The organism is Pseudomonas sp. xss_2 (genome assembly GCF_043104195.1).
Taxonomy (GTDB): Bacteria; Pseudomonadota; Gammaproteobacteria; order Pseudomonadales; family Pseudomonadaceae; genus Aquipseudomonas; species Aquipseudomonas urmiensis.
Window position 1 is genome coordinate 164,780 of sequence record NZ_JBICKL010000081.1, and the last position, 20,828, is coordinate 185,607.

At 62.0% G+C, this 20,828-nt stretch carries 19 protein-coding genes; 13 read left to right on the forward strand and 6 right to left on the reverse strand.

Annotated features, from left to right (window positions below):
- Positions 1-280 precede the first annotated feature (280 nt).
- The 8 genes from ACF8K2_RS21165 (at position 281) to ACF8K2_RS21200 (ending at position 10,936) form a co-directional block, all read left to right on the forward strand.
- Positions 281-1,570, forward strand: a complete 1,290-nt coding sequence (locus tag ACF8K2_RS21165; protein WP_186553055.1) for an MFS transporter — start codon at positions 281-283, stop codon at positions 1,568-1,570.
- A gap of 303 nt (positions 1,571-1,873) precedes the next feature.
- Positions 1,874-2,872 carry a phosphate ABC transporter substrate-binding protein PstS gene (locus ACF8K2_RS21170; RefSeq protein WP_186553054.1) on the forward strand — a complete coding sequence of 333 codons (999 nt, stop codon included), beginning with the start codon at positions 1,874-1,876 and terminating at the stop codon, positions 2,870-2,872.
- A gap of 138 nt (positions 2,873-3,010) precedes the next feature.
- Positions 3,011-5,299, forward strand: coding sequence for a phosphate ABC transporter permease (locus tag ACF8K2_RS21175; protein ID WP_392467434.1), 2,289 nt, complete (start codon positions 3,011-3,013; stop codon positions 5,297-5,299).
- Positions 5,300-5,316: 17 nt separating this feature from the next.
- Positions 5,317-6,987: a phosphate ABC transporter permease PstA gene (gene pstA, locus ACF8K2_RS21180; RefSeq protein ID WP_264234051.1), complete on the forward strand. Its 1,671-nt coding sequence runs from the start codon at positions 5,317-5,319 to the stop codon at positions 6,985-6,987.
- 73 nt (positions 6,988-7,060) lie between these two features.
- The gene (gene pstB / locus ACF8K2_RS21185; RefSeq protein WP_186553051.1) at positions 7,061-7,894 is read left to right on the forward strand and encodes a phosphate ABC transporter ATP-binding protein PstB; all 834 of its coding nucleotides are present in this window, start codon (positions 7,061-7,063) and stop codon (positions 7,892-7,894) included.
- Between the two features lie 148 nt (positions 7,895-8,042).
- Positions 8,043-8,813, forward strand: a complete 771-nt coding sequence (phoU, locus tag ACF8K2_RS21190) for a phosphate signaling complex protein PhoU (protein WP_186553050.1) — start codon at positions 8,043-8,045, stop codon at positions 8,811-8,813.
- Positions 8,814-8,976: 163 nt separating this feature from the next.
- On the forward strand, positions 8,977-9,879 hold the full coding sequence (locus tag ACF8K2_RS21195) for a response regulator (protein WP_186553049.1): 903 nt from the start codon (positions 8,977-8,979) through the stop codon (positions 9,877-9,879).
- Positions 9,880-10,039: 160 nt separating this feature from the next.
- Positions 10,040-10,936 carry a M23 family metallopeptidase gene (locus ACF8K2_RS21200; protein ID WP_392467437.1) on the forward strand — a complete coding sequence of 299 codons (897 nt, stop codon included), beginning with the start codon at positions 10,040-10,042 and terminating at the stop codon, positions 10,934-10,936.
- Between the two features lie 125 nt (positions 10,937-11,061).
- Here ACF8K2_RS21200 and ACF8K2_RS21205 read toward each other — a convergent pair whose 3' ends face one another.
- The 3 genes from ACF8K2_RS21205 to phoB form a co-directional block, all read right to left on the reverse strand.
- The gene (locus tag ACF8K2_RS21205) at positions 11,062-12,402 is read right to left on the reverse strand and encodes a hemolysin family protein (protein WP_186553047.1); all 1,341 of its coding nucleotides are present in this window, start codon (positions 12,400-12,402) and stop codon (positions 11,062-11,064) included.
- 184 nt (positions 12,403-12,586) lie between these two features.
- Positions 12,587-13,894, reverse strand: a complete 1,308-nt coding sequence (phoR, locus tag ACF8K2_RS21210) for a phosphate regulon sensor histidine kinase PhoR (protein WP_186553046.1) — start codon at positions 13,892-13,894, stop codon at positions 12,587-12,589.
- A gap of 47 nt (positions 13,895-13,941) precedes the next feature.
- The gene (gene phoB, locus ACF8K2_RS21215; protein ID WP_003253341.1) at positions 13,942-14,631 is read right to left on the reverse strand and encodes a phosphate regulon transcriptional regulator PhoB; all 690 of its coding nucleotides are present in this window, start codon (positions 14,629-14,631) and stop codon (positions 13,942-13,944) included.
- A gap of 149 nt (positions 14,632-14,780) precedes the next feature.
- Here phoB and ACF8K2_RS21220 point away from each other — a divergent pair, with 149 nt between their 5' ends.
- A complete protein-coding gene (locus ACF8K2_RS21220) occupies positions 14,781-15,152 on the forward strand; it encodes a hypothetical protein (protein ID WP_392467440.1) in 372 nt (123 codons plus the stop codon).
- 123 nt (positions 15,153-15,275) lie between these two features.
- Here ACF8K2_RS21220 and ubiA read toward each other — a convergent pair whose 3' ends face one another.
- Positions 15,276-16,166 (reverse strand): 4-hydroxybenzoate octaprenyltransferase, encoded by an 891-nt coding sequence (gene ubiA, locus ACF8K2_RS21225; protein ID WP_392467442.1) that lies wholly within the window; start codon positions 16,164-16,166, stop codon positions 15,276-15,278.
- Positions 16,166-16,723, reverse strand: coding sequence for a chorismate lyase (locus ACF8K2_RS21230; RefSeq protein ID WP_186553043.1), 558 nt, complete (start codon positions 16,721-16,723; stop codon positions 16,166-16,168). Before ACF8K2_RS21230 ends, ubiA begins: the two co-directional genes overlap by 1 nt.
- 240 nt (positions 16,724-16,963) lie before the next feature.
- Between ACF8K2_RS21230 and ACF8K2_RS21235 the strand changes: the two genes are divergently transcribed.
- The 4 genes from ACF8K2_RS21235 to ACF8K2_RS21250 all read left to right on the forward strand — a co-directional run bounded on the left by ACF8K2_RS21235 (position 16,964) and on the right by ACF8K2_RS21250 (position 19,336).
- Positions 16,964-17,131, forward strand: coding sequence for a rubredoxin (locus tag ACF8K2_RS21235; protein WP_186553042.1), 168 nt, complete (start codon positions 16,964-16,966; stop codon positions 17,129-17,131).
- Between the two features lie 34 nt (positions 17,132-17,165).
- Positions 17,166-18,314 carry an NAD(P)/FAD-dependent oxidoreductase gene (locus ACF8K2_RS21240; protein WP_186553041.1) on the forward strand — a complete coding sequence of 383 codons (1,149 nt, stop codon included), beginning with the start codon at positions 17,166-17,168 and terminating at the stop codon, positions 18,312-18,314.
- A 189-nt stretch (positions 18,315-18,503) separates the two neighbouring features.
- Positions 18,504-18,809: an HU family DNA-binding protein gene (locus ACF8K2_RS21245; RefSeq protein ID WP_186553040.1), complete on the forward strand. Its 306-nt coding sequence runs from the start codon at positions 18,504-18,506 to the stop codon at positions 18,807-18,809.
- Between the two features lie 149 nt (positions 18,810-18,958).
- Positions 18,959-19,336, forward strand: coding sequence for a helicase (locus ACF8K2_RS21250; protein WP_186553039.1), 378 nt, complete (start codon positions 18,959-18,961; stop codon positions 19,334-19,336).
- Positions 19,337-19,371: 35 nt separating this feature from the next.
- On the opposite strand, the gene ACF8K2_RS21255 is transcribed toward ACF8K2_RS21250, so the two are convergent.
- Positions 19,372-20,775 (reverse strand): aminoacyl-tRNA deacylase and HDOD domain-containing protein, encoded by a 1,404-nt coding sequence (locus ACF8K2_RS21255; protein ID WP_186553038.1) that lies wholly within the window; start codon positions 20,773-20,775, stop codon positions 19,372-19,374.
- Between the last annotated feature and the right edge of the window lie 53 nt (positions 20,776-20,828).

Below are 20,828 nucleotides of genomic sequence, written 5' to 3' on the forward strand. Positions count from 1 at the left end.
ACTACGCTGATTTCGCTTCGCAGGGCGGCCGAAGGGAAACTCTGCGAAACCGCCTGAGCATAGTGACCGGCGTTTTCGCACAACATCCCACATCGGGAGCAACCTTTTGCTACGAATGGGCAGTATATAGAGCCTCACAGCCAGCGACGACCGCGCATTCATGAATATCTGTAGTGTTTTTGTATCGCTATGAGCGTAGCGCGCCAATTTGCTATCTTCGCTGCTCACCAATCCAGAAGCCGCGTGCCAAGCGGCCTGCACGACCTACAAGAGATAATCGATGACCTCCGTGCCCAGCAGTATCGAGCAGCCCTCGCGGCCGCTGACCCGCAGTGACTACAAGACGCTCTCATTGTCCGCCCTGGGCGGCGCGCTGGAGTTCTACGACTTCATCATCTTCGTGTTCTTCGCCACGGTGGTGGGCAAGCTGTTCTTCCCGCCGGACATGCCCGAATGGCTACGCCTGATGCAGACCTTCGGCATCTTTGCTGCCGGTTACCTGGCGCGCCCGCTCGGCGGCATCGTCATGGCGCACTTCGGCGACCTGCTGGGGCGCAAGAAGATGTTCACCTTGAGCATCTTCATGATGGCCCTGCCGACGCTGATCATGGGCCTGCTGCCAACCTACGCGCAGATCGGCCTGTGGGCGCCGATCCTGCTGCTGTTGATGCGGGTCATTCAGGGCGCGGCGATTGGTGGAGAGGTGCCGGGCGCCTGGGTGTTCGTCTCCGAGCATGTGCCGGCGCGCAACACCGGCTACGCCTGCGGCACGCTGACTGCCGGGCTTACCGCCGGGATTTTGCTGGGCTCGCTGGTAGCGACGCTGATCAACACGGTTTATACCGTCGAGGAAGTGGCGGATTACGCCTGGCGGATTCCGTTCCTGCTCGGTGGTGTGTTCGGCCTGTTCGCGGTCTACCTGCGCCGCTGGTTGCACGAGACCCCAGTGTTCGCCGAGATGCAGCAGCGCAAGGCGCTGGCTGAAGAGCTGCCACTGCGCGCGGTGCTGCGTGATCACCGCGGGGCGATCATCCTGTCGATGCTGCTGACCTGGCTGCTGTCGGCTGGCGTCGTGGTGGTGATCCTGATGACCCCGGCACTGCTGCAGAGTCTCTATCACATCAGCCCGACCGACTCGCTCAAGGCCAACAGCCTGGCGATCGTGCTGCTCAGCCTGGGCTGCATTGGTTCCGGCAGCCTGGCGGATCGCTTTGGTGCTGGGCGGGTCTTCGTGATCGGCAGCCTGGCGTTGCTGGTGACCTCGTGGACGTTCTACCACAGCCTGCCGACTCGGCCGGACCTGCTGTTCCCGCTGTACGCGCTGACGGGCCTGTGCGTCGGGGTAATTGGCGCTGTGCCTTATGTGATGGTCAAGGCGTTCCCGGCGGTGGTGCGGTTCAGTGGGTTGTCGTTCTCCTACAACGTCGCCTACGCCATTTTCGGTGGCCTGACGCCGATGGTGGTGACTGCGTTGCTCAAGCTTAGCCCGATGGCGCCTGCTTACTATGTGGCGGGGTTGTGTGCCGTTGGTCTGTTGGTGGGGCTTTACCTGTTGGCGAACAAGCGCTGAGTAATCGGTAAGGCTTGAGGATTTGGGGCTGCTTTGCAGCCCATCGCAGGCAAGCCAGCTCCTACAGGCATTGAGCCAACCTCATGGCTTGCGCGGCCCCTGTAGGAGCTGGCTTGCCTGCGATGGGCCGCAAAGCGGCCCCAACCACCGCATAGCCTTGAAACATCCTGAAAGGCCATCCCGCATTCGCGGTGATGGCCTTTCATCCAATTGTCACATTGGAGTCATATCGTGTTCATGCGGCCTGCAGATACTTGGGCCCGATCCATCCAACACCCCAAATATTCCTGCTAGGAGCAAGGCATGAAACTGAAGCGTTTGATGGCGGCCCTTACCTTCGCCGCCGCTGGCGTTGCCACCGCCAATGCGGTAGCCGCTGTCGACCCAGCAATCCCGACCTACACCAAGACCACCGGTGTTTCGGGCAACCTCTCCAGCGTAGGTTCCGACACCCTCGCCAACCTGATGACGCTGTGGGCCGAGGCCTACAAGAAGGAATATCCGAACGTAAACATCCAGATCCAGGCGGCCGGCTCCTCCACCGCGCCACCCGCGCTGACCGAAGGCACCGCCAACCTCGGCCCGATGAGCCGCAAGATGAAGGACGTCGAGCTGCAGGCCTTCGAGCAGAAGTACGGCTACAAGCCAACCGCCATCCCGGTTGCCGTCGACGCCCTGGCCGTATTCGTGCACAAGGACAACCCGATCAAGGGCCTGACCATGGCGCAGGTCGATGCGATCTTCTCCTCGACTCGCCTGTGCGGCGGCAAAGCCGACGTGAAAACCTGGGGCGACCTGGGCGTGACTGGCGACCTGGCCAACAAGCCAGTGCAGCTGTTCGGCCGTAACTCGGTATCCGGCACCTACGGCTACTTCAAGGAAGAAGCACTGTGCAAAGGCGACTTCAAGCCTAACGTCAATGAACAGCCTGGCTCGGCTTCGGTCGTGCAGTCGATCAGCAGCTCGCTGAACGGCATCGGCTACTCGGGCATCGGTTACAAGACCGCCAGCGTCAAGACTGTAGCCCTGGCCAAGAAAGAAGGCGGCGAGTTCGTTGAAGACAACGAAAGCAACGCCCTGAACGGCACCTACCCGCTGTCGCGCTTCCTCTACGTCTACGTCAACAAGGCGCCGAACAAGCCTCTGGCCCCGCTGGACGCCGAGTTCATCAAGCTGGTCCTGTCGCAAGCTGGCCAGCAGGTCGTGGTCAAGGATGGCTACATCCCATTGCCGAAGAAAGTGGTCGACAAGGCCATGGCGGACCTCGGTCTGTCGCACAACGGTAACGTTGCCAAGAAGTAAGTGAGACCCCGGTGAGGGCTGGCCTGCGGCTAGCCCTCCCACCCATTCTCGGTCCGAAGCCAGAACTCCTGAGCGGCGGGCTTTTTTGCGTCAATGCACTGTCATGTTTTTGTAATACGGGACCGCTAGGGTGTGCGCATGAATGATCTGGCCAACTCCACCATGACCCAAAATTCTCCCCCCGTGCGGATTGATTTCAATACGCCCGAGTTGCAACGCAAGCGCAAAATGCGTGCGTTCAAGGATCGCCTGACCCGCTGGTATGTACTGGTGGGCGGGCTTGCCGTGCTGGCGGCAATCACCCTGATCTTCTTCTATCTGGCCTATGTCGTGCTGCCACTGTTCCAGGGCGCCGAACTGACCAGCAAGAAGGCCCTGGAGCCGACCTGGCTGCAGCAGGATGCCGGCAAACCGCTGATGATCGCCCTCGAGGAGCAAAACCTGGTCGGCATGCGTGTGTCCGATAAAGGCCAGGCGCTGTTTTTCGACACCAAGAGCGGTGCTGAAATCAATCGCGTGAACCTGCCCGTTCCGGCAGGTGCCCAGGTGACGTCGATCAGTACCGACCAGCCGGGTAGCCCGCTAATCGTGCTGGGCTTGTCCAATGGTCAGGCGGTGGTGTTCCACCACACCTACAAGATCACCTACCCGGACAACAAGAAGACCATTACCCCTGGCATCGATTTCCCGTATGGCCAGGAACCGTTCGTGCTCGACGAGCAGGGCCGCGCGCTTGAGCACGTCAGCGTCAACGTCAACGGCGAAACCGTGACGGTAGCCGGTTCGCACGGTTCGCAACTGCTGGTGACCCAGCTGACTCGCGAAGAGAACATGATGACCGGCGAGGTCACCAGCGAGCAGAACCGCATCGACCTGCCGCAAATGACCGAGCCGGTGAAGGCGATCTTCATCGACCCGCGCCAACAATGGCTGTATGTGGTTAACGGTCGCGCCCAGGCCGACGTGTTCAGCCTGCGCGACAAGAGCCTCAACGGTCGCTACAAGCTGCTCGACGACGGCCAGGCCGAGATCACCGCCAGTGCCCAGCTGGTCGGCGGTATCTCGCTGATCTTCGGTGATTCCAAAGGTGGCCTGAGCCAGTGGTTCATGGCCCGCGACTCGGATGGCGAGCAGCGCTTCAAGCTGATTCGCAGCTTCCAGATGGGCAACGCCCCGGTGGTGCAGATCGACGCCGAAGAGCGCCGCAAAGGTTTCATCGCCCTGGACAGCGCCGGCAAGCTCGGCGTGTTCCACAGCACCGCGCATCGTACCCTGCTGGTCGAGCCTGCCGCCGAAGGTGCGGGTATCCTCGCGCTGTCGCCACGCGCCAACCGTATCTTCATCGAAGAAGGCGGCAAGCTGCTGCCCTTGAGCCTGAAGAACCCGCACCCGGAAGTGTCCTGGAGCGCACTGTGGAGCAAGGTCTGGTACGAGAACTACGACGAGCCCAAGTACGTTTGGCAGTCGACTGCATCGAACACCGACTTCGAGCCTAAGCTGAGCCTTTCGCCACTGACCTTCGGTACCCTCAAGGCCGCGTTCTACGCGATGATCCTGGCGGCGCCGCTGGCCATTGCCGCAGCGATCTACACGGCCTACTTCATGGCCCCTGGCATGCGCCGCAAGGTCAAGCCGGTGATCGAGCTGATGGAAGCGATGCCGACGGTGATCCTCGGCTTCTTCGCCGGCCTGTTCCTCGCACCGTACCTTGAAGGCCACCTGCCGGGTGTGTTCAGCCTGTTCCTGTTGATGCCGATCGGTATCTTGCTGGCCGGCTTCACCTGGAGCCGCCTGCCGGAATCGCTGCGCCTGCGTGTGCCGGATGGCTGGGAAGCCGCGATTTTGATCCCGGTGATCCTATTCACCGGCTGGTTCGCCCTGTACATGAGCCCGTTCATTGAAACCTGGTGGTTCGGCGGCGACATGCGCCTGTGGATCAGCAACGACCTGGGCATCACCTACGACCAGCGCAACGCCCTGGTAGTCGGTATCGCCATGGGCTTCGCGGTGATCCCGAACATCTACTCGATCGCCGAAGACGCCGTGTTCAGCGTGCCACGCAGCCTGACCCTGGGTTCGCTGGCGCTGGGTGCCACGCCCTGGCAAACCCTGACCCGCGTGGTCATCCTCACGGCCAGCCCGGGTATCTTCTCGGCGCTGATGATCGGCATGGGCCGTGCAGTGGGCGAGACCATGATCGTGTTGATGGCCACCGGTAACACCCCGGTCATGGAAATGAACCTGTTTGAAGGCATGCGTACCCTGGCCGCCAACGTCGCGGTGGAGATGCCCGAGTCGGAAGTCGGCGGCAGCCACTACCGCGTGCTGTTCCTCGCCGCGCTGGTACTGCTGATGTTCACCTTCGTGATGAACACCCTGGCCGAGCTGATTCGTCAGCGTCTGCGCAAGAAATACTCGTCGCTTTGATAGAAAGGTAGAGATCCGTGAAAAAGGATTCCCTCAAAGGCTGGTTCAAGAGCGGCGCCCCCGGCGTCTGGATCAGCGGTGGCGCGGTCGCCATCGCAGTGATCATGACCGTGGGCCTGCTGGCGGTGATCGCCGTGCGTGGCCTGGGCCACTTCTGGCCGGCCGACCTGATCCAGGCCACCTATAAGGTGCCGGGCCAGGCTGATCATGTAGTCATCGGTGAAGTGGTACAGAAGGAAGAAGTACCGCTGGCGCGCTTGAAGGGCGCCGGTCTGCCGGTGCCGGATAACGGCCCGGAGTTCATGACCCGCGAGCTGATCAAGGTCGGCAACCGCGACCTCAATGGCAGCGACTTCACCTGGGTGGTCGGTGACTGGCTGGTGGATCAAACCACCCCCGCCGAACTGATCGCCCTGGAGCGTCGCGAATGGGGCAACTTCTACGGCTACCTGGTCAGCGTCAAGGAGAACGGCAAGGTCGTCGCCGAAGGCCAAGCGGCCTGGACCGAACTGCAAGCGCGCCTCAAGCGTGCCAGCAAACTGGCCGGCGAGCTGCAGACCCTTGAGAAGAAAGACATCGGCGCGATCAACCATGGCCTGGAGCGCCTGCGCCTGCACAGCCGTAAGCTTGAGCTCGACGGCAAGCTGGACGCCGCTGCTCAGGCGGACATGGACGCCGAGCGCGCCGAGCTGAACAGCCGCTACAAGGCCATCGAAGACCGCCTGGGCGCGCTGCACAGCGAGTTCAGCCGTGACAGCCTGGTTGCCCGTGATGGCAATGGCCGCGAAGTCGAGATCAACCTGGACAAGGTGGTGCATGCCTATCAGCCAAACGGCATGGGTACCTTCACCAAGCTGGGCACCTACTTTGCCAAGGTCTGGGAGTTCTTGAGCGACGACCCGCGTGAAGCCAACACCGAGGGCGGTATCTTCCCGGCCATCTTCGGTACGGTGATGATGACCCTGATCATGGCCGTGATCGTCACCCCGTTCGGCGTGCTGGCTGCGGTGTACCTGCGTGAATATGCCCGCCAGGGCCCGGTAACGCGGCTGATCCGCATCGCGGTGAACAACCTGGCGGGTGTTCCGGCGATCGTCTACGGCGTGTTCGGCCTGGGCTTCTTCGTCTACGTGCTGGGTGGTTCGATCGACCGGCTGTTCTTCCCTGAAGCCCTGCCGGCGCCAACCCTGGGGACTCCAGGTCTGCTGTGGGCTTCGTTGACCCTGGCCCTGCTGGCCGTGCCGGTGGTGATCGTGGCCACCGAAGAAGGTCTGGCGCGGATCCCGCGGACCGTGCGCGAGGGCTCGCTGGCCCTCGGCGCGACCAAGGCCGAGACGCTGTGGAAGATTGTTCTGCCAATGGCCAGCCCGGCGATGATGACCGGCATGATCCTCGCCGTGGCACGTGCCGCCGGTGAAGTGGCGCCGCTGATGCTGGTGGGTGTGGTCAAGCTGGCGCCATCGCTGCCAGTGGACGGTAACTACCCTTACCTGCACCTGGACCAGAAGATCATGCACCTGGGCTTCCACATCTATGACGTCGGCTTCCAGAGCCCGAACGTCGAGGCCGCGCGACCGCTGGTGTACGCCACTGCGCTGTTGCTGGTGCTGGTGATCGCCACCCTCAACCTTTCGGCGGTGTGGATCCGTAACCACCTGCGCGAGAAGTACAAGGCGCTCGACCACTGAGTCTGATTAGCAAGCATGCCGCCCGCGAGCCGGGCGGCGCTTTGAAACGAATTGATAGCGTATGGAGTTGACCATGCAGCAAGAATCCCACACCCACGGCATCGACATGTCGGCCCTGGGTCGCGACAAGCAGAGCCTGCGCCTGGCCGAAGAGACCGTGGCCATCGAAGTGCCCGGTCTGTCCCTGTACTACGGCGACAAGCAGGCGTTGTTCGACGTCAGCATGAACATCCCCAAGCAGCGCGTGACCGCCTTCATCGGCCCGTCCGGCTGCGGTAAGTCGACCCTGCTGCGCACGTTCAACCGCATGAACGACTTGGTCGATGGCTGCCGCGTCGAAGGCGAGATCAACCTGTACGGCAACAACATCTACCGCAAGGGCGAAGACGTCGCCGAGCTGCGTCGGCGGGTCGGCATGGTGTTCCAGAAGCCTAACCCGTTCCCCAAGACCATTTATGAAAACGTGGTCTACGGCCTGCGCATCCAGGGCATCAACAAGAAACGCACCCTCGATGAGGCCGTTGAGTGGGCACTCAAGGGCGCGGCCCTGTGGGATGAGGTCAAGGACCGCCTGCACGAGTCGGCGCTGGGCCTGTCCGGTGGTCAGCAGCAACGTTTGGTCATCGCCCGTACCATTGCCGTCGAGCCTGAAGTGCTGCTGCTCGATGAGCCGTGCTCGGCACTCGACCCGATCTCGACCTTGAAGGTCGAAGAGCTGATCTACGAATTGAAATCCAAGTACACCATCGTCATCGTTACCCACAACATGCAACAGGCGGCGCGTGTCTCGGACTACACCGCGTTCATGTACATGGGCAAACTGATCGAGTTCGGTGATACCGATACGCTGTTCACCAACCCGGCGAAGAAACAGACCGAAGACTACATCACCGGTCGTTACGGCTAGAGGCCGCAGGAACGACTCGGACCCTGTGGGAGCGGGCTGGCCCGCGAACAAGGGCGAAGCCCATGCCATGCGCCGTAGGCGCCTGCTTTGCGGGCAAGCCCGCTCCCACACGAACACACTTGAAGCTTGCAGCTCGCGGAGCGAACGCATGATCAACAAAGAAAGCCTTACCCATCACATCTCCCAGCAGTTCAACGCCGAGCTTGAAGAGGTTCGCAGCCACCTCCTGGCGATGGGTGGGCTGGTCGAGAAGCAGGTCAACGACGCGGTCACTGCGCTGATCGAAGCCGACTCTGGCCTGGCTCAGCAGGTGCGTGAAGTCGATGAACAGATCAACCAGATGGAGCGCAACATCGACGAGGAATGCGTGCGCATCCTCGCTCGTCGCCAGCCTGCGGCGTCCGACCTGCGCTTGATCATCAGCATCTCCAAGTCGGTGATCGACCTGGAACGCATCGGTGACGAGTCGACCAAGATCGCCCGTCGCGCCATCCAGCTGTGCGAGGAAGGCGAGTCGCCGCGCGGCTACGTCGAGGTGCGCCACATTGGCGATCAGGTGCGCAACATGGTCCGTGACGCGCTGGACGCGTTCGCCCGCTTCGATGCCGAGCTGGCCCTGTCGGTGGCCCAGTACGACAAGACCATCGACCGCGAATACAAGACTGCCCTGCGCGAGCTGGTCACCTACATGATGGAAGACCCGCGTTCGATCTCGCGTGTCCTCAGCGTGATCTGGGCCCTGCGTTCGCTGGAGCGGATCGGCGACCACGCACGCAACATCGCCGAGCTGGTGATCTACCTGGTGCGCGGCACTGACGTGCGCCACCTGGGCCTCAAGCGGATGAAGGCGGAAGTCGAAGGCAACGCCGGGGTCGAGGTTGAAATCGCTAATGTTCCGGCTGAATCGGACGATAAATAGGATTGCTCCCGAGCATGAACGCCCGGCCTGTGCCGGGCGTTTTCGTTTGCGGTCGAGCAGCCAGCAGGCACCCGCGAACAATGTGAGAACTCCCGGCGTGACCAGTGGTTTGGCAAATGGCCATCAGTCAGCGGTATGCTAGTCGGGATCAAGAGGAGTGTTGATGAGTAAAGTCAATGTGCTGGTTGTGGATGACGCGCCGTTCATCCGTGACCTGGTAAAGAAGTGCCTGCGCAATGCCTTCCCCGGCATGGTCATCGAAGACGCGGTCAACGGTCGCAAGGCCATGGCGATGCTGAGCAAGGAAACCTACGACCTGGTCCTGTGCGACTGGGAGATGCCGGAGATGTCTGGCCTCGAACTGCTCACCTGGTGCCGCCAGCAGCCTGAAATGAAAGCCCTGCAGTTCATCATGGTGACCAGCCGCGGTGACAAGGAAAACGTTATTCAGGCGATTCAGGCCGGCGTTTCCGACTTCGTCGGCAAACCGTTCACCAACGAGCAGCTGCTGACCAAGGTGAAGAAGTCGCTGAGCAAGATCGGCAAGCTGGACAGCCTGCTGGCAGGTGGGCCGGCGCGGGTCAATTCGGCGTTCGCCAACGATTCGCTCAGCGCCCTGACCGGTGGACGGCCTGAAGCGGCCAAAGTCGCGCCAGCGCCGGCTCCAGCAGCTGCCAAACCGCTGATCAATGCCCCGACACCGCGTACGGCGGCTGCCGCTGCGCAGAGCGGGCGCGGCCAAGGCCAGTTGCGTTTGTCCAGCGGCACCCAGCAATGCGTGATCAAGGCGTTGAGCCTCAAGGAGGCGCTGCTGGTCGTGCGTCGTAGCGCCAATCTGCCACAAGTGTTGGAAGGCGCGGTGCTGGACCTGGAGCAGGGTGAGAACGCCGAGGTGGCGCGGCTCAACGGCTATCTGCATGCCGTAGCAGCGCTGGAGCCCAAGCCAGAGAGCGACTGGTTGCAGCTGACGTTCAAGTTCGTCGACCAGGATGCGCAGAAGCTCGACTACCTGTCGCGGCTGATTGCCCGCGGGACTACCCAGAAGCACTTCACCCCGGGCGCTTGAGCGCCGGTTCAGGACTCATCGCGGGGCAAGCCCAGCTCGTGGCAGCGAGCTTGCCCCGCGATGAGGCGCGCACTGCCTGATCCAGGCGACCAACTGCACCTACACCCCGGTACTGGGCTGCTAGGCTTCGACAGATCTAACCTGTCAAAAAGCCACTATCATGCCCAGCCGCCTGCTGCTGTTTTGTGCCTTGCTCCTGGCCTCAGCGTCGAGCCTGGGCATGACCATCTACAAGACCACTGACGAATTCGGAGTGGTGTCCTATTCCGAGCGGCCGAGCGCGGGCGCCAAACCTCTGATTTTCCGCGAACCGATGGTCGAACGTTTGGAAGGCCAGGTACGCCTAAACACTGAGGCCTTCGCAGGAGGCGTTCGGTTTTCGGCGCGTAACGAGCTATTCGCACCTGTTGAGGTCGAGTTACGACTGCTGCGCCTGAGCAATGCCCTTGGCGGCAATGCACCGCGTATTGTCCGGCGCGTGCTACCGCCGCGCTCGACCCAGGTGCTAAGCGTGGTGAAGGTGCGGCCAGGCGCGAAGCTGGGCTATCAGAGCAAGTTGAACTATGCCATGGGCGACCCGGTGCAGCGCCCCCAGGCGTTTCGCTACCCGTTCCCCTGGCGGGGTGGGCCATTCCGTCTGACCCAAGGGCCGAACGGTCGCTACAGCCATTTTGGCGCCAAAGGCCGCTACGCCATGGACATTGCCATGCCTGAAGGTACGCCTATCGTCGCGGCGCGTGGCGGGGTGGTGGTGAAGATTGAGAACAGCCAGAGCGGACGCGGCACCCATCCTTCCGGCAATTTTGTGCGCATCCTGCACCCGGACGGCACCATGGGGGTGTACCTGCACCTGATGCGCGGATCGGTGGTGGTGGGGGAAGGTCAGCGGGTGGGGCAGGGCGAGGTCCTGGCCAAGTCGGGCAATACCGGTAACAGCAGCGGGCCGCACCTGCATTTTGTCGTGCAGCGTAATGTCGGGTTGTCGCTGGAGTCGATTCCGTATCAGTTCGACCGGCCGCTTGGCGGGCTACCGAATTTCACTGCCGGTAACCCCTGAGAATGGGGGGCCGCTTTACAGCCCCATTTGGTGCAAGGCAGCGAGGTATCTGGGCTGCCTGTAGGAGCTGGCTTGTCGGGGCGCCGAACCGCTGCGATGGGCCGCAAAAAAGCGGCCCCAACGGGTCAGTCGAGCTTGAGCACCTTGGCCAGCACGATCTTCGGCCCTTTCATCTTCTTGATGATGATCCGCAGCCCTTCGACCTCGAGCAGTTCTTCTTCCTCAGGCACCCGCTTGAGCGTCTCGTACACCAAGCCTGCCAGGGTCTCCGCCTCGATGTGGTCAAGGTCCACGCCGAGCAAACGCTCGACCTTGAACAGCGGTGTATCACCACGCACCAGCAATTTGCCTGGCTGGTAAGCGAGGATGCCGCGCTCGGTCTTGCGGTGCTCGTCCTGAATGTCGCCAACCAGCACTTCCAGTACGTCCTCCATGGTCAGGTAACCGATCACCTTGCCATCGGCTTCCTCGACCAGCACGAAGTGTGCACCGCCCTTGCGGAACTGCTCCAGCAGCTGCGACAGCGGCATGTGGCGGGACACACGCTCCAGCGGCCGGCACAAGTCTTCCAGGTCGATGGTGCCGGGGATGTGGTCCAGGTCGGCCAGCTCCAGCAACAGGTCCTTGATGTGCAAGAGGCCGGTGAACTCCTCACGCTCGGCGTCGTACACCGGGTAACGGCTGAACTTGTGCCGGCGGAACATCGCCAGGATTTCCTTCAGCGGCGCCTTGGCATCGAGGCTGATCATGTCTTCGCGGGAGTTGGCCCAGTCGACCACTTCCAGCTCGCCCATCTCCACGGCCGAGGCCAGCACGCGCATGCCTTGGTCGCTAGGGTCCTGGCCGCGGCTGGAGTGCAGGATCAGCTTGAGCTCTTCGCGGCTGTAGTGATGCTCATGGTGCGGCCCAGGCTCGCCCTGGCCAGCAATGCGCAAGATGGTGTTGGCGCTGGCGTTGAGCAGGTAGATGGCCGGGTACATCGCCCAGTAGAACACGTACAGCGGCACTGCCGTCCACAGCGACAGCAGCTCGGGTTTGCGGATCGCCCACGACTTGGGCGCCAGCTCGCCGACCACGATATGCAGGTAGGAGATGACGAAGAAGGCGACGAAGAACGAGATGCCCTTGATCAACTCTGGCGTATCGACGCCAAGGTAGGCCAACAGCGGTTCGAGCAAGTGGGCGAACGCAGGTTCACCGACCCAGCCCAAGCCCAGCGAGGCCAGGGTGATACCCAGCTGGCAGGCCGACAGGTAGGCGTCCAGTTGGTTGTGCACCTTGCGCAGGATGCTGCCACGCCAGCCATGCAGTTCGGCGATCGACTCGACGCGGGTGGAGCGCAGCTTGACCATGGCGAACTCGGCGGCAACGAAAAAGCCGTTGAGCAAGACCAGGAACAGCGCAAAAAGAATCATGCCGAAGTCGGCAAACAGAGAGGTGAAGCTGATACCAGGGGAAGGGTCCATGATGGGGTTTTACGGGGTCCGTCTTCAAAAAGGATGAAAAACAAGTGCCAGCAGAGGCTGGCACAGGACAGCCAATGTAGCGGCTGAGGCCGCAAAAGCAAAGGGTATGCTGCGGTGGAGCTGGCTGGTCGGGGCGCCGAAGCGCTGGGATGGACCGCGTAGCGGCCCCAGCGATGCTTGGCGCTTATGCTTTGTTGGACACCAGCTGTCCCGGCGCAAAGTGGCAGGTGAAGGTACTGCCATGCCCCAGTACACTGCTGATCTCCAACCGGCCACGATGGCGCAACAGCACATGCTTGACGATCGCCAAGCCCAGCCCGGTGCCGCCAGTGTTGGAGTTGCGGCTCGAGTCGACCCGGTAGAAACGCTCGGTCAGGCGCGGCAAATGCTTGGCATCGATGCCCATCCCCGAGTCTTGTACCGACAGATGCGCGCCTTGCTCGTCCGCCCACCAGCGAATACGGATGTGGCCTTCATCCTGGGTGTACTTGACCGCATTGAACACCAGGTTGGAAAACGCGCTACGCAGCTCCGACTCGCTGCCCTTGAGATGAACCCCGGGCGCCGCCTCCAGGCTGATCCGCTGGTTACGCGGCCCGGACAATGCCTGTGCATCGCTCTTGATCGCGTTGAGCAGGGCATCCACCGCCACTGGCTGGTTGTCCGAGGGGTAGTCGGTGGCTTCGAGCTTGGCCAACAGCAGCAGGTCGTTGAGCAGGGTCTGCATGCGTGAGCCTTGCTGGCTCATCTGCTGCAGCGCCCGGCTCCAACGCGGGTTGACGTCTTCGACGTTGTCCAGCAGCGTCTCCAGGTAGCCGGTGATCACCGTCAGTGGCGTGCGCAACTCATGGGAGACGTTGGCGACGAAGTCTTTGCGCATCTGTTCGAGCTGATGGATGCGCGTGACATCGCGCACCAGCATCAGATGCTCGTTGTTGCCATACCGGGTGATATGCAGCTGGACCCGCATGCGGTCGTTGATCGGCGAGGGGATTTCCAGCGGTTCGAGGTAGTTCTCCGCTTCGAAGTATTCCTTGAAGCGCGGGTGACGGACCAGGTTGGTCACCTGCTGGCCGCCGTCCTGCGGGGTCTTGAAGCCCAGCAGGGTCTCGGCGGCGCGGTTCCACCACTCCAGGTTGCCATCGCTGTCGAGCATGATCACCGCATCGCGCAGCGCGGCGGTGGACTCCTGGACCCGGTCGATCACGGCCTGCAGCCGACCGCGCACACGTTGGTCGCGCCGTTGCAGGTGATAGATGCTGTCGAACACTTCACCCCACAAGCCGTAGCCGTCGGGTGGTGCTTCGTCGGGTTGATGGTTGCGCAGCCAGTCGTGCAGGCGCAGCAACTGCTTGAGGGTCCAACCCAGGTAGAGCGCCAGGCCAAGGGCCAGGCTCCAGCCGTAATAGCCGCTGATCAACCCGCCGATCAGGCAGACGGTGATCAACAGCAGCAGGTGACGAATCAGGGTCGCGTGCCAGTTCTGGTTCAATTGACGGTCCTTGTACAGCAGCGTGCAGCTAGGCGCTCGGGCTTCGATCAGCTCTTGGTCGAGAAGCGATAGCCGGTGCCCCGGACGGTTTGTACCAGATTTTCGTAGGCCTCACCCAGCGCTTTGCGCAGGCGACGGATGTGCACGTCGACGGTGCGCTCCTCGACATAGACGTTGCCGCCCCAGACCTGGTCGAGCAACTGGCCACGGGTATAGGCGCGCTCCTGGTGGGTCATGAAGAACTGCAGCAGGCGGTATTCGGTGGGGCCCATCTCGGCCGGCTTGCCATCGATGGTCACGCGGTGGCTGATCGGGTCGAGCAGCAGGCCACCGACTTCGATTGGCGCTTCGCTGTCGCTGGGGCCGGTACGACGCAGCACGGCCTTGAGCCGGGCCACCAGCTCGCGCGGCGAGAAGGGCTTGGTGATGTAGTCGTCGGCGCCGACTTCCAGGCCCTGGATCTTGTTGTCCTCTTCACCCTTGGCGGTCAGCATGATGATCGGGATGTCGCCCGTCAGCTCGTCGCGCTTGAGGCGGCGGGCCAGCTCGATGCCGGAGGTGCCCGGGAGCATCCAGTCGAGCAGGATCAGGTCTGGCTTGCGGTCGACGATGATGGCGTGGGCCTGTTGCGAATTCTCCGCTTCCAGGCAGTCGTAGCCGGCCATTTCCAACGCAACGGCGATCATCTCGCGAATCGGTGCCTCGTCGTCGACGATCAGAATGTTCCTGCCAACCATGCTCAAAACCTCTCCTGGATACGGTGTCTTGGCCCGCATTAGATAACGGAATTATTGCAGTCGTGTGACATGTCGTGGGCCGTTGCGGCAAGTATTGATGACTGAGCTAGGCTTTAAATCCCACACCCGAACAAAAACGGTGAAATCCAATGACACGAAAAACGCTGAACTGGATGGCCCTTTTCGCTGTGCTGGCACTGCCGGGCGTGGCATCTGCCCACCATGCCATGGAGAAAGATGGCATGTGGGTCGACCATGACGGCATGACGCTGTACACGTTCGACAAGGATGCCGGCGGCAAGTCCATGTGCAACGGCGATTGTGCCAAGAACTGGCCGCCGTTGATGGTCAAGCCGGATGATGAAGCGGCCAAAGGCAAGTGGACCCACGTCACCCGCGACGATGGCAGCATGCAGTGGGCCTATGACGGCAAGCCGCTGTATACCTTCGTCAAGGACAAGAAGGCAGGGGAGACCACGGGTGATGGCATGAAGGACGTTTGGCACGTTGCCAAACCCTGAAGCGCGTTTTCTGGCGATTTAGCTGCGTGGGAGCGGGCTTGCCCGATAACGGCGGTGAACCCGGCGTCGTCATCGCGGGGCAAGCCCGCTCCCACGCATTACGCCTAGACGCGGACTGTGGATTCAGCGCAACGCGTAATCCAGCAGCACCCCAATGAACACCAGCAACCCCGCCCAGTGATTGTGCAGGAACGCCTTGAAGCACGAGTCGCGATCGAGCTTGCGCGTTGACCAGAACTCCCAGGCAAAGCACAACGCCGCACCTAGCAGCCCCAGGTGGAACCAACCGCCCAGCTCGAACTGGTTACCCGCCAACAGCAAGCAGCCCAGCGACAGCATCTGCAAGGTCAGGATGATCGCCCGGTCCGCTTCGCCAAACAGGATGGCGGTGGATTTCACGCCGATCTTGAGGTCGTCATCACGATCGACCATCGCGTAATAGGTGTCGTAACCCACCGTCCACAGCAGGTTGGCGATGTACAACAGCCAGGCGCTGGCCGGCAGCTCGCCGCCCGCTGCGGTGAAGGCCATCGGGATACCCCAGGAGTACGCCGCGCCCAGCACCACCTGCGGGTAATAGGTATAGCGCTTCATGAACGGGTAGCAGAACGCCAAGGCCACCGCGCCGAACGACAGCCACACCGTGCGCGCATTGGTGCACAGCACCAGCAGGAAGCTCACCCCCACCAGGATCGCGAACAGCACCAGCGCCTCTCGCGATTTCACTCGGCCGCTGGCAAGGGGGCGGTCGGCGGTGCGTTTGACGTGGCCATCGACCTTGCGATCGGCAAAATCATTGATGCAGCAACCCGCCGCGCGCATCAGGACCACGCCAAGGCCGAAGATCAGTACGTTGGCAACGCTAGGCGAGCCATTGCCGGCGATCCACACCGCAGCCAGGGTCGGCCATAACAGCAGGTAGATGCCAATGGGGCGGTCCATGCGGCTCAGTTGGACGAAGTCCCAGGCGCGTGGGTGCAGGCGGTTGAGCGACTTGAGCAGTTGCAGGTACATCAGCGGTTGTCCTCCTTGTCCGCTTGCCACAGCGCCGGTAGGAACACTTCGGCCACCAGCAGGTCGAGGCCATCGCGCTCAAAGCGCGAGCGCCGGCCCCACAGGCCGTTCTCGGCAGTTTCAGGCGGCAGCCAGGCCTGTGGATAAGTACACACTTGCAGGGGGTGGCGCACGAACGCCTGGTCGCAGAACAGCAGCTCGCCGAGCGAGCGACTGCCGAGCGTTTCCAGATCCAGGCCACCACGCTCCAAGGCGCTGCGTGCGGCCACGCTGCGGGCGAATACCCACGGCTGGCCGTGGCCGCGCAGGTACACCTCGCGCACCCAGCCTTGCGCGCCTGGCTCAAGGTTCAGGGCCTGGCATTCATCGTCACGCAGGGGCTGCCAGCCCTCGAACAGTGGGGTGACGCAGAAGTGATCGTGGGACAGGGCGGTCAGACGGCGGGTCAGAGAACCCTCGTCGAAGAGCCAGTCGAGGGTAGGCTGGTCGATGTCGGCAGCCAGCTGTGAATACGCCAGCCACGCGACAGCGGCTGCTTGCGAGGATTCGTACGACACGTCGGTATGCTTGTTACAGCCAGAGAGGCGGCGAGCTTAGCATGTTTGCCCGTGCTGCTTGCATACTGCTGGCAGGGCCAGTACAAAGCCCCCTGGCTGCCGCGCACGCCAAGAATCTGCAGTCGCGGGCAAGCCTGCTACACGCTTGCCTTGTGGTTCGGGACAACGTGGCAGCGGGCTTGCCCCGCGATGGCCCTACAAAGCGGCGGCGCCAAGCCTGAGCCTGACGAGGAGGTATTGATGAAGAAGTGGCAATGTATTGTCTGTGGCCTGATCTACGACGAAGCCGAAGGTTGGCCGGATGACGGCATCGCTCCAGGCACGCGCTGGGAAGATGTACCCGAAGATTGGCTGTGCCCAGACTGCGGCGTGGGCAAGATGGACTTCGAAATGATCGCCATCGGCTGATCGCAACCCTATTCAACGAACGAGGAAGCACGACATGACGTCCCCTGTGGTGATCATTGGTACCGGCCTTGCGGGCTACAACCTGGCCCGGGAGTTTCGCAAGCTCGATGGCGAAACGCCGCTGTTGCTGATCACTGCCGACGACGGTCGTTCTTACTCCAAGCCGATGTTGTCCACCGGCTTTGCCAAGGACAAGGACGCCGAGGGCCTGGTCATGGCCGAACCTGGCGCCATGGCCGAGCAGCTCAAGGCCGAGATCCGCACCCACACCCGCATCAGCGGCATCGACCCTGGCCACAAGCGTTTGTGGATCGGTGAGGAAGCGGTCGAGTACCGCGACCTGATCCTGGCCTGGGGCGCGCAGACCGTACAGGTGCCGATCGAAGGCGATGCTGGCGAGTGGGTGTTCCCGATCAACGACCTGGAGGACTATGCGCGCTTTCGCGCCGCGGCCGCAGGCAAGCGTCGGGTGCTGATCCTGGGCGCTGGCCTGATCGGCTGCGAGTTCGCCAATGACATGAGCCTGGGCGGATTTCAGGTCGACCTGGTCGCACCCTGCGAGCAGGTGATGCCGACCTTGCTGCACCCGGCGGCCGCTGGCGCGGTCCAGGCTGGCCTTGAGCGCTTGGGTGTGCGTTTGCACTTGGGCCCGGTATTGACTCGTTTGCAGCGTGTGGCTGATGGCCTGGAGGCGCACCTGTCGGACGGCGGTGTAATTGCTTGCGATCTGGTGGTCTCGGCCATCGGCCTGCGTCCACGCACCGACCTGGCCGCCGCTGCCGGGTTGCAGGTCAATCGCGGGGTGGTGGTGGATCGCGAGCTGCGCACTTCACACGCCAACATCTTCGCCTTGGGAGACTGCGCCGAAGTCGCGGGGATCAACCTGTTGTACGTGATGCCATTGATGACCTGTGCGCGTGCTCTAGCGCAAACCCTGTCCGGCAAACCTACGGCAGTCGCCTATGGGCCAATGCCGGTCACCGTGAAGACCCCGGTTTGCCCGTTGGTAGTCTCGCCACCACCACAAGGCCGTGAGGGTAACTGGCAGGTCGAAGGGCAGGGCGCTGATCTCAAAGTGCTGTGCCGCGATGCGCAGGGCAACCTCTTGGGCTACGCCTTGACCGGCACGGCCGTGATGGAAAAGCTGGCGCTAAATCGGCAGTTACCGCCACTCATGGCGTAAACGGCGGGCGTTCTGTCGGGTTTACCTTGTTGTTGAAGGCACATTGGCCGCCCAGACACTGGCGCGGTCCCTATCGGCGTGCCATTCTCAGTCGCGTCTGCCGCAGTTTAGAGCCTGCGGCGCCTTGAGCGCTGCTTTGCCAAGCAGCACGGCAATAACAACAAGAATTCCCGTCCAAGAGGCTTCACTATGCGTAAACCAGAACTCGCCGCCGTCATCGCAGAAAAGACCGATTTGACCAAGGAAAAGGCCAATCAGGTGCTGAATGCGATCCTAGACAGCATCACGGGTGCCCTCGACAAGGACACCGTCACCTTGGTCGGCTTTGGCACTTTCGAGAAGCGTCATCGTGGTGCCCGCACCGGCAAGAACCCGCAGACCGGTCAGCCGGTCAAGATCAAAGCCAGCAACACTGTTGCCTTCAAACCCGGCAAGAACCTGAAAGACAGCGTCAATCCGCCTGCTGCTGCGGCCAAATCCGCAAAGAAAAAGTAATCACTGGTTAATGCTTCAACTGTGATCCGAACGGGCGCCCATGTGGCGCCCGTTGTGCTTTACACACGGTAACTGTGGCGAACTTGCATAAACAGGTCGGGATAAGGATAAACTGCGCGACTCAGTCATTTTTCAATCGAGGCGCGTTGATGAAGTTTCGTTTTCTTCTCTGGGCCATGGGGCTGCTGATGGCTCGGGCCAGTCGCAATAACCCGGCGTTCCAGCAGCAATTGCGCGACAAGGAGCTGGTGTTCCAGATGCAGACGCTCGATGGCAAGGTCGCTCGGCATTTCCTGGTCAGTAACGAGCGGATCAGCAGCAAGGGCGGCCAGCACCCGCAGCCGGCGTTTGCCATTGCCTTCAAAGACGCCGCGTATGGCTTTGCCACCCTGCAGGCGAGCAATAAGCAATTGGCGTTCATGCAGGGCATTCAGGACAAGAGCATCCAGATCAAGGGCAACCCGGCGCTGGTGATCTGGTTCCAGGGCTTGATGAAGTACCTGAAGCCGAAAAAGAACAAGGCCTGAGAGTATGGGCCGTCCAAGCGGCCCCAATTATCAACTCAGTGCGGCGTCTGGAACTGCGAAGCCAATTCGCGCAACAGCGCCTCTGCCTCCAGCACCTTGCTGACCACATCTTCAGCCTTGTCCCGGCTCAGCCCCAGACGCTCGAACAGCGCATCCGGAATCTCCTCCTGCGGCCCCGAGCCAATCCCGCGCGAGCGCAGCAGGCGCGTAGCCAGGCAAACCAGATTCGGATAGGCCGACAACTCGCCATCGTAGAATGGGTCGTGCTGGAAACGCAGGGCGGTGCGCAGCTCATCTGGCATATCCCACAGCTTCATCAACCAGGCGCCGATCTGCTCACGGCTGATGCCCAGCAGATGCTGCTCGACGTAGGTATGGCACAGGTGCGGATTGACCTCCAGATGGCGGCAGATCAGCGAGAAGTGCGGCGGGAATACATGCGCCAGCAGCAGGTAGCCAAAGTTGTGTAGCAGGCCGGCCAGGTAGGTCAGGCCGCTTTCGGGGCGCTCGGCGCGGGGCATGGCGCGGGTCAGGCCCTCGATGACGGCAGCGGTGTAGATCGACTGCTGCCAGTACGGGGTTGCCTGTTGCGGATGGTCTTTCGGCAGGCTCAAGGTCTTGCCCAGGGCCAGGCCCAGGGCAAGGTTGATCACCAGGTCAAAGCCCAACACGCGCACGATGGCGTCTTCCACCGAGCGGATCTTGCCAGGCGAGGCGTAGTAGGGCGATGCCGCCCAGCTGACGACCTGGGCGGCCAGGGCTGGATCGGTCTCGACCACGCCGGTGATGTCATCGATGCTGGCATTGGGGTCGACGCGCAGCTTGATGATCTTCTGTGCGGTGTCGGCCAGCGGAGGGATCTCGATGGTCTCTTCGAGACGTTTCTGGATCCGCCGGGCGGTGAAGTTCTCCACAGCCTGGGTGATCTCATGGCGGTCATCGTCCGGGCGATCGAGGTTTGGCCGAATGTCTTTGAGCTCCTGGCCAAAGCTGCTGGCGCTGGCTTTGGCGAGTAACCTCTTGAAGTCTTTTTGTTCGATCTCCAGCAACAGGCCCGCTTCCCCGGAGTGAATCCGCACGGTTTCGGCATCCAGCAGGCTCTTTTCGTACTGGCATGGCGAACTGGTCAATGCCGGGATGGCTGGCAGGGTCTTGAGCTGATGCTTGTCGAGCATGTGCTTGAGCCGCTCAACCGGAACGGCGGTGAGTTTGCGGCCAGTCAGCTCGGTCAGGCGATTCAGGTCCAGCAGCTGGCTCTGCGGGAACAGCACCATCAAGGCGCCGATCTCATCGTCGAGCAATACCGCCTGAACGCGTGAGGCGGCGGGCAACGACGGGTGCTCAGGCACTTCGCGGTAGGCTACGCCGAGTTTTTCGAGCAACAGCCGGATGACAGACGGTGCGTGTAGGGTTGCGGTGTCCAGGGCAACTTCAGTCATGGTCTGTATCCAAGAAATTCTTTAAACGCAAAGTATAACCAGCCTGACCGACA

Excerpts from the sequence above, each read along its gene's own strand:
- ACF8K2_RS21195 (WP_186553049.1), top strand. The coding sequence starts at position 8,977 with ATGAGTAAAGTCAATGTGCTGGTTGTGGATGACGCGCCGTTCATCCGT.
- phoU (WP_186553050.1), top strand. The coding sequence starts at position 8,043 with ATGATCAACAAAGAAAGCCTTACCCATCACATCTCCCAGCAGTTCAAC.
- ACF8K2_RS21175 (WP_392467434.1), top strand. The coding sequence starts at position 3,011 with ATGAATGATCTGGCCAACTCCACCATGACCCAAAATTCTCCCCCCGTG.
- ACF8K2_RS21245 (WP_186553040.1), top strand. The coding sequence starts at position 18,504 with ATGCGTAAACCAGAACTCGCCGCCGTCATCGCAGAAAAGACCGATTTG.
- phoB (WP_003253341.1), bottom strand. The coding sequence starts at position 14,631 with ATGGTTGGCAGGAACATTCTGATCGTCGACGACGAGGCACCGATTCGC.
- ACF8K2_RS21250 (WP_186553039.1), top strand. The coding sequence starts at position 18,959 with ATGAAGTTTCGTTTTCTTCTCTGGGCCATGGGGCTGCTGATGGCTCGG.
- ubiA (WP_392467442.1), bottom strand. The coding sequence starts at position 16,166 with ATGTACCTGCAACTGCTCAAGTCGCTCAACCGCCTGCACCCACGCGCC.
- pstB (WP_186553051.1), top strand. The coding sequence starts at position 7,061 with ATGCAGCAAGAATCCCACACCCACGGCATCGACATGTCGGCCCTGGGT.
- ACF8K2_RS21240 (WP_186553041.1), top strand. The coding sequence starts at position 17,166 with ATGACGTCCCCTGTGGTGATCATTGGTACCGGCCTTGCGGGCTACAAC.
- ACF8K2_RS21170 (WP_186553054.1), top strand. The coding sequence starts at position 1,874 with ATGAAACTGAAGCGTTTGATGGCGGCCCTTACCTTCGCCGCCGCTGGC.
- ACF8K2_RS21205 (WP_186553047.1), bottom strand. The coding sequence starts at position 12,402 with ATGGACCCTTCCCCTGGTATCAGCTTCACCTCTCTGTTTGCCGACTTC.
- ACF8K2_RS21165 (WP_186553055.1), top strand. The coding sequence starts at position 281 with ATGACCTCCGTGCCCAGCAGTATCGAGCAGCCCTCGCGGCCGCTGACC.
- ACF8K2_RS21220 (WP_392467440.1), top strand. The coding sequence starts at position 14,781 with ATGACACGAAAAACGCTGAACTGGATGGCCCTTTTCGCTGTGCTGGCA.
- ACF8K2_RS21255 (WP_186553038.1), bottom strand. The coding sequence starts at position 20,775 with ATGACTGAAGTTGCCCTGGACACCGCAACCCTACACGCACCGTCTGTC.
- ACF8K2_RS21200 (WP_392467437.1), top strand. The coding sequence starts at position 10,040 with ATGCCCAGCCGCCTGCTGCTGTTTTGTGCCTTGCTCCTGGCCTCAGCG.
- ACF8K2_RS21235 (WP_186553042.1), top strand. The coding sequence starts at position 16,964 with ATGAAGAAGTGGCAATGTATTGTCTGTGGCCTGATCTACGACGAAGCC.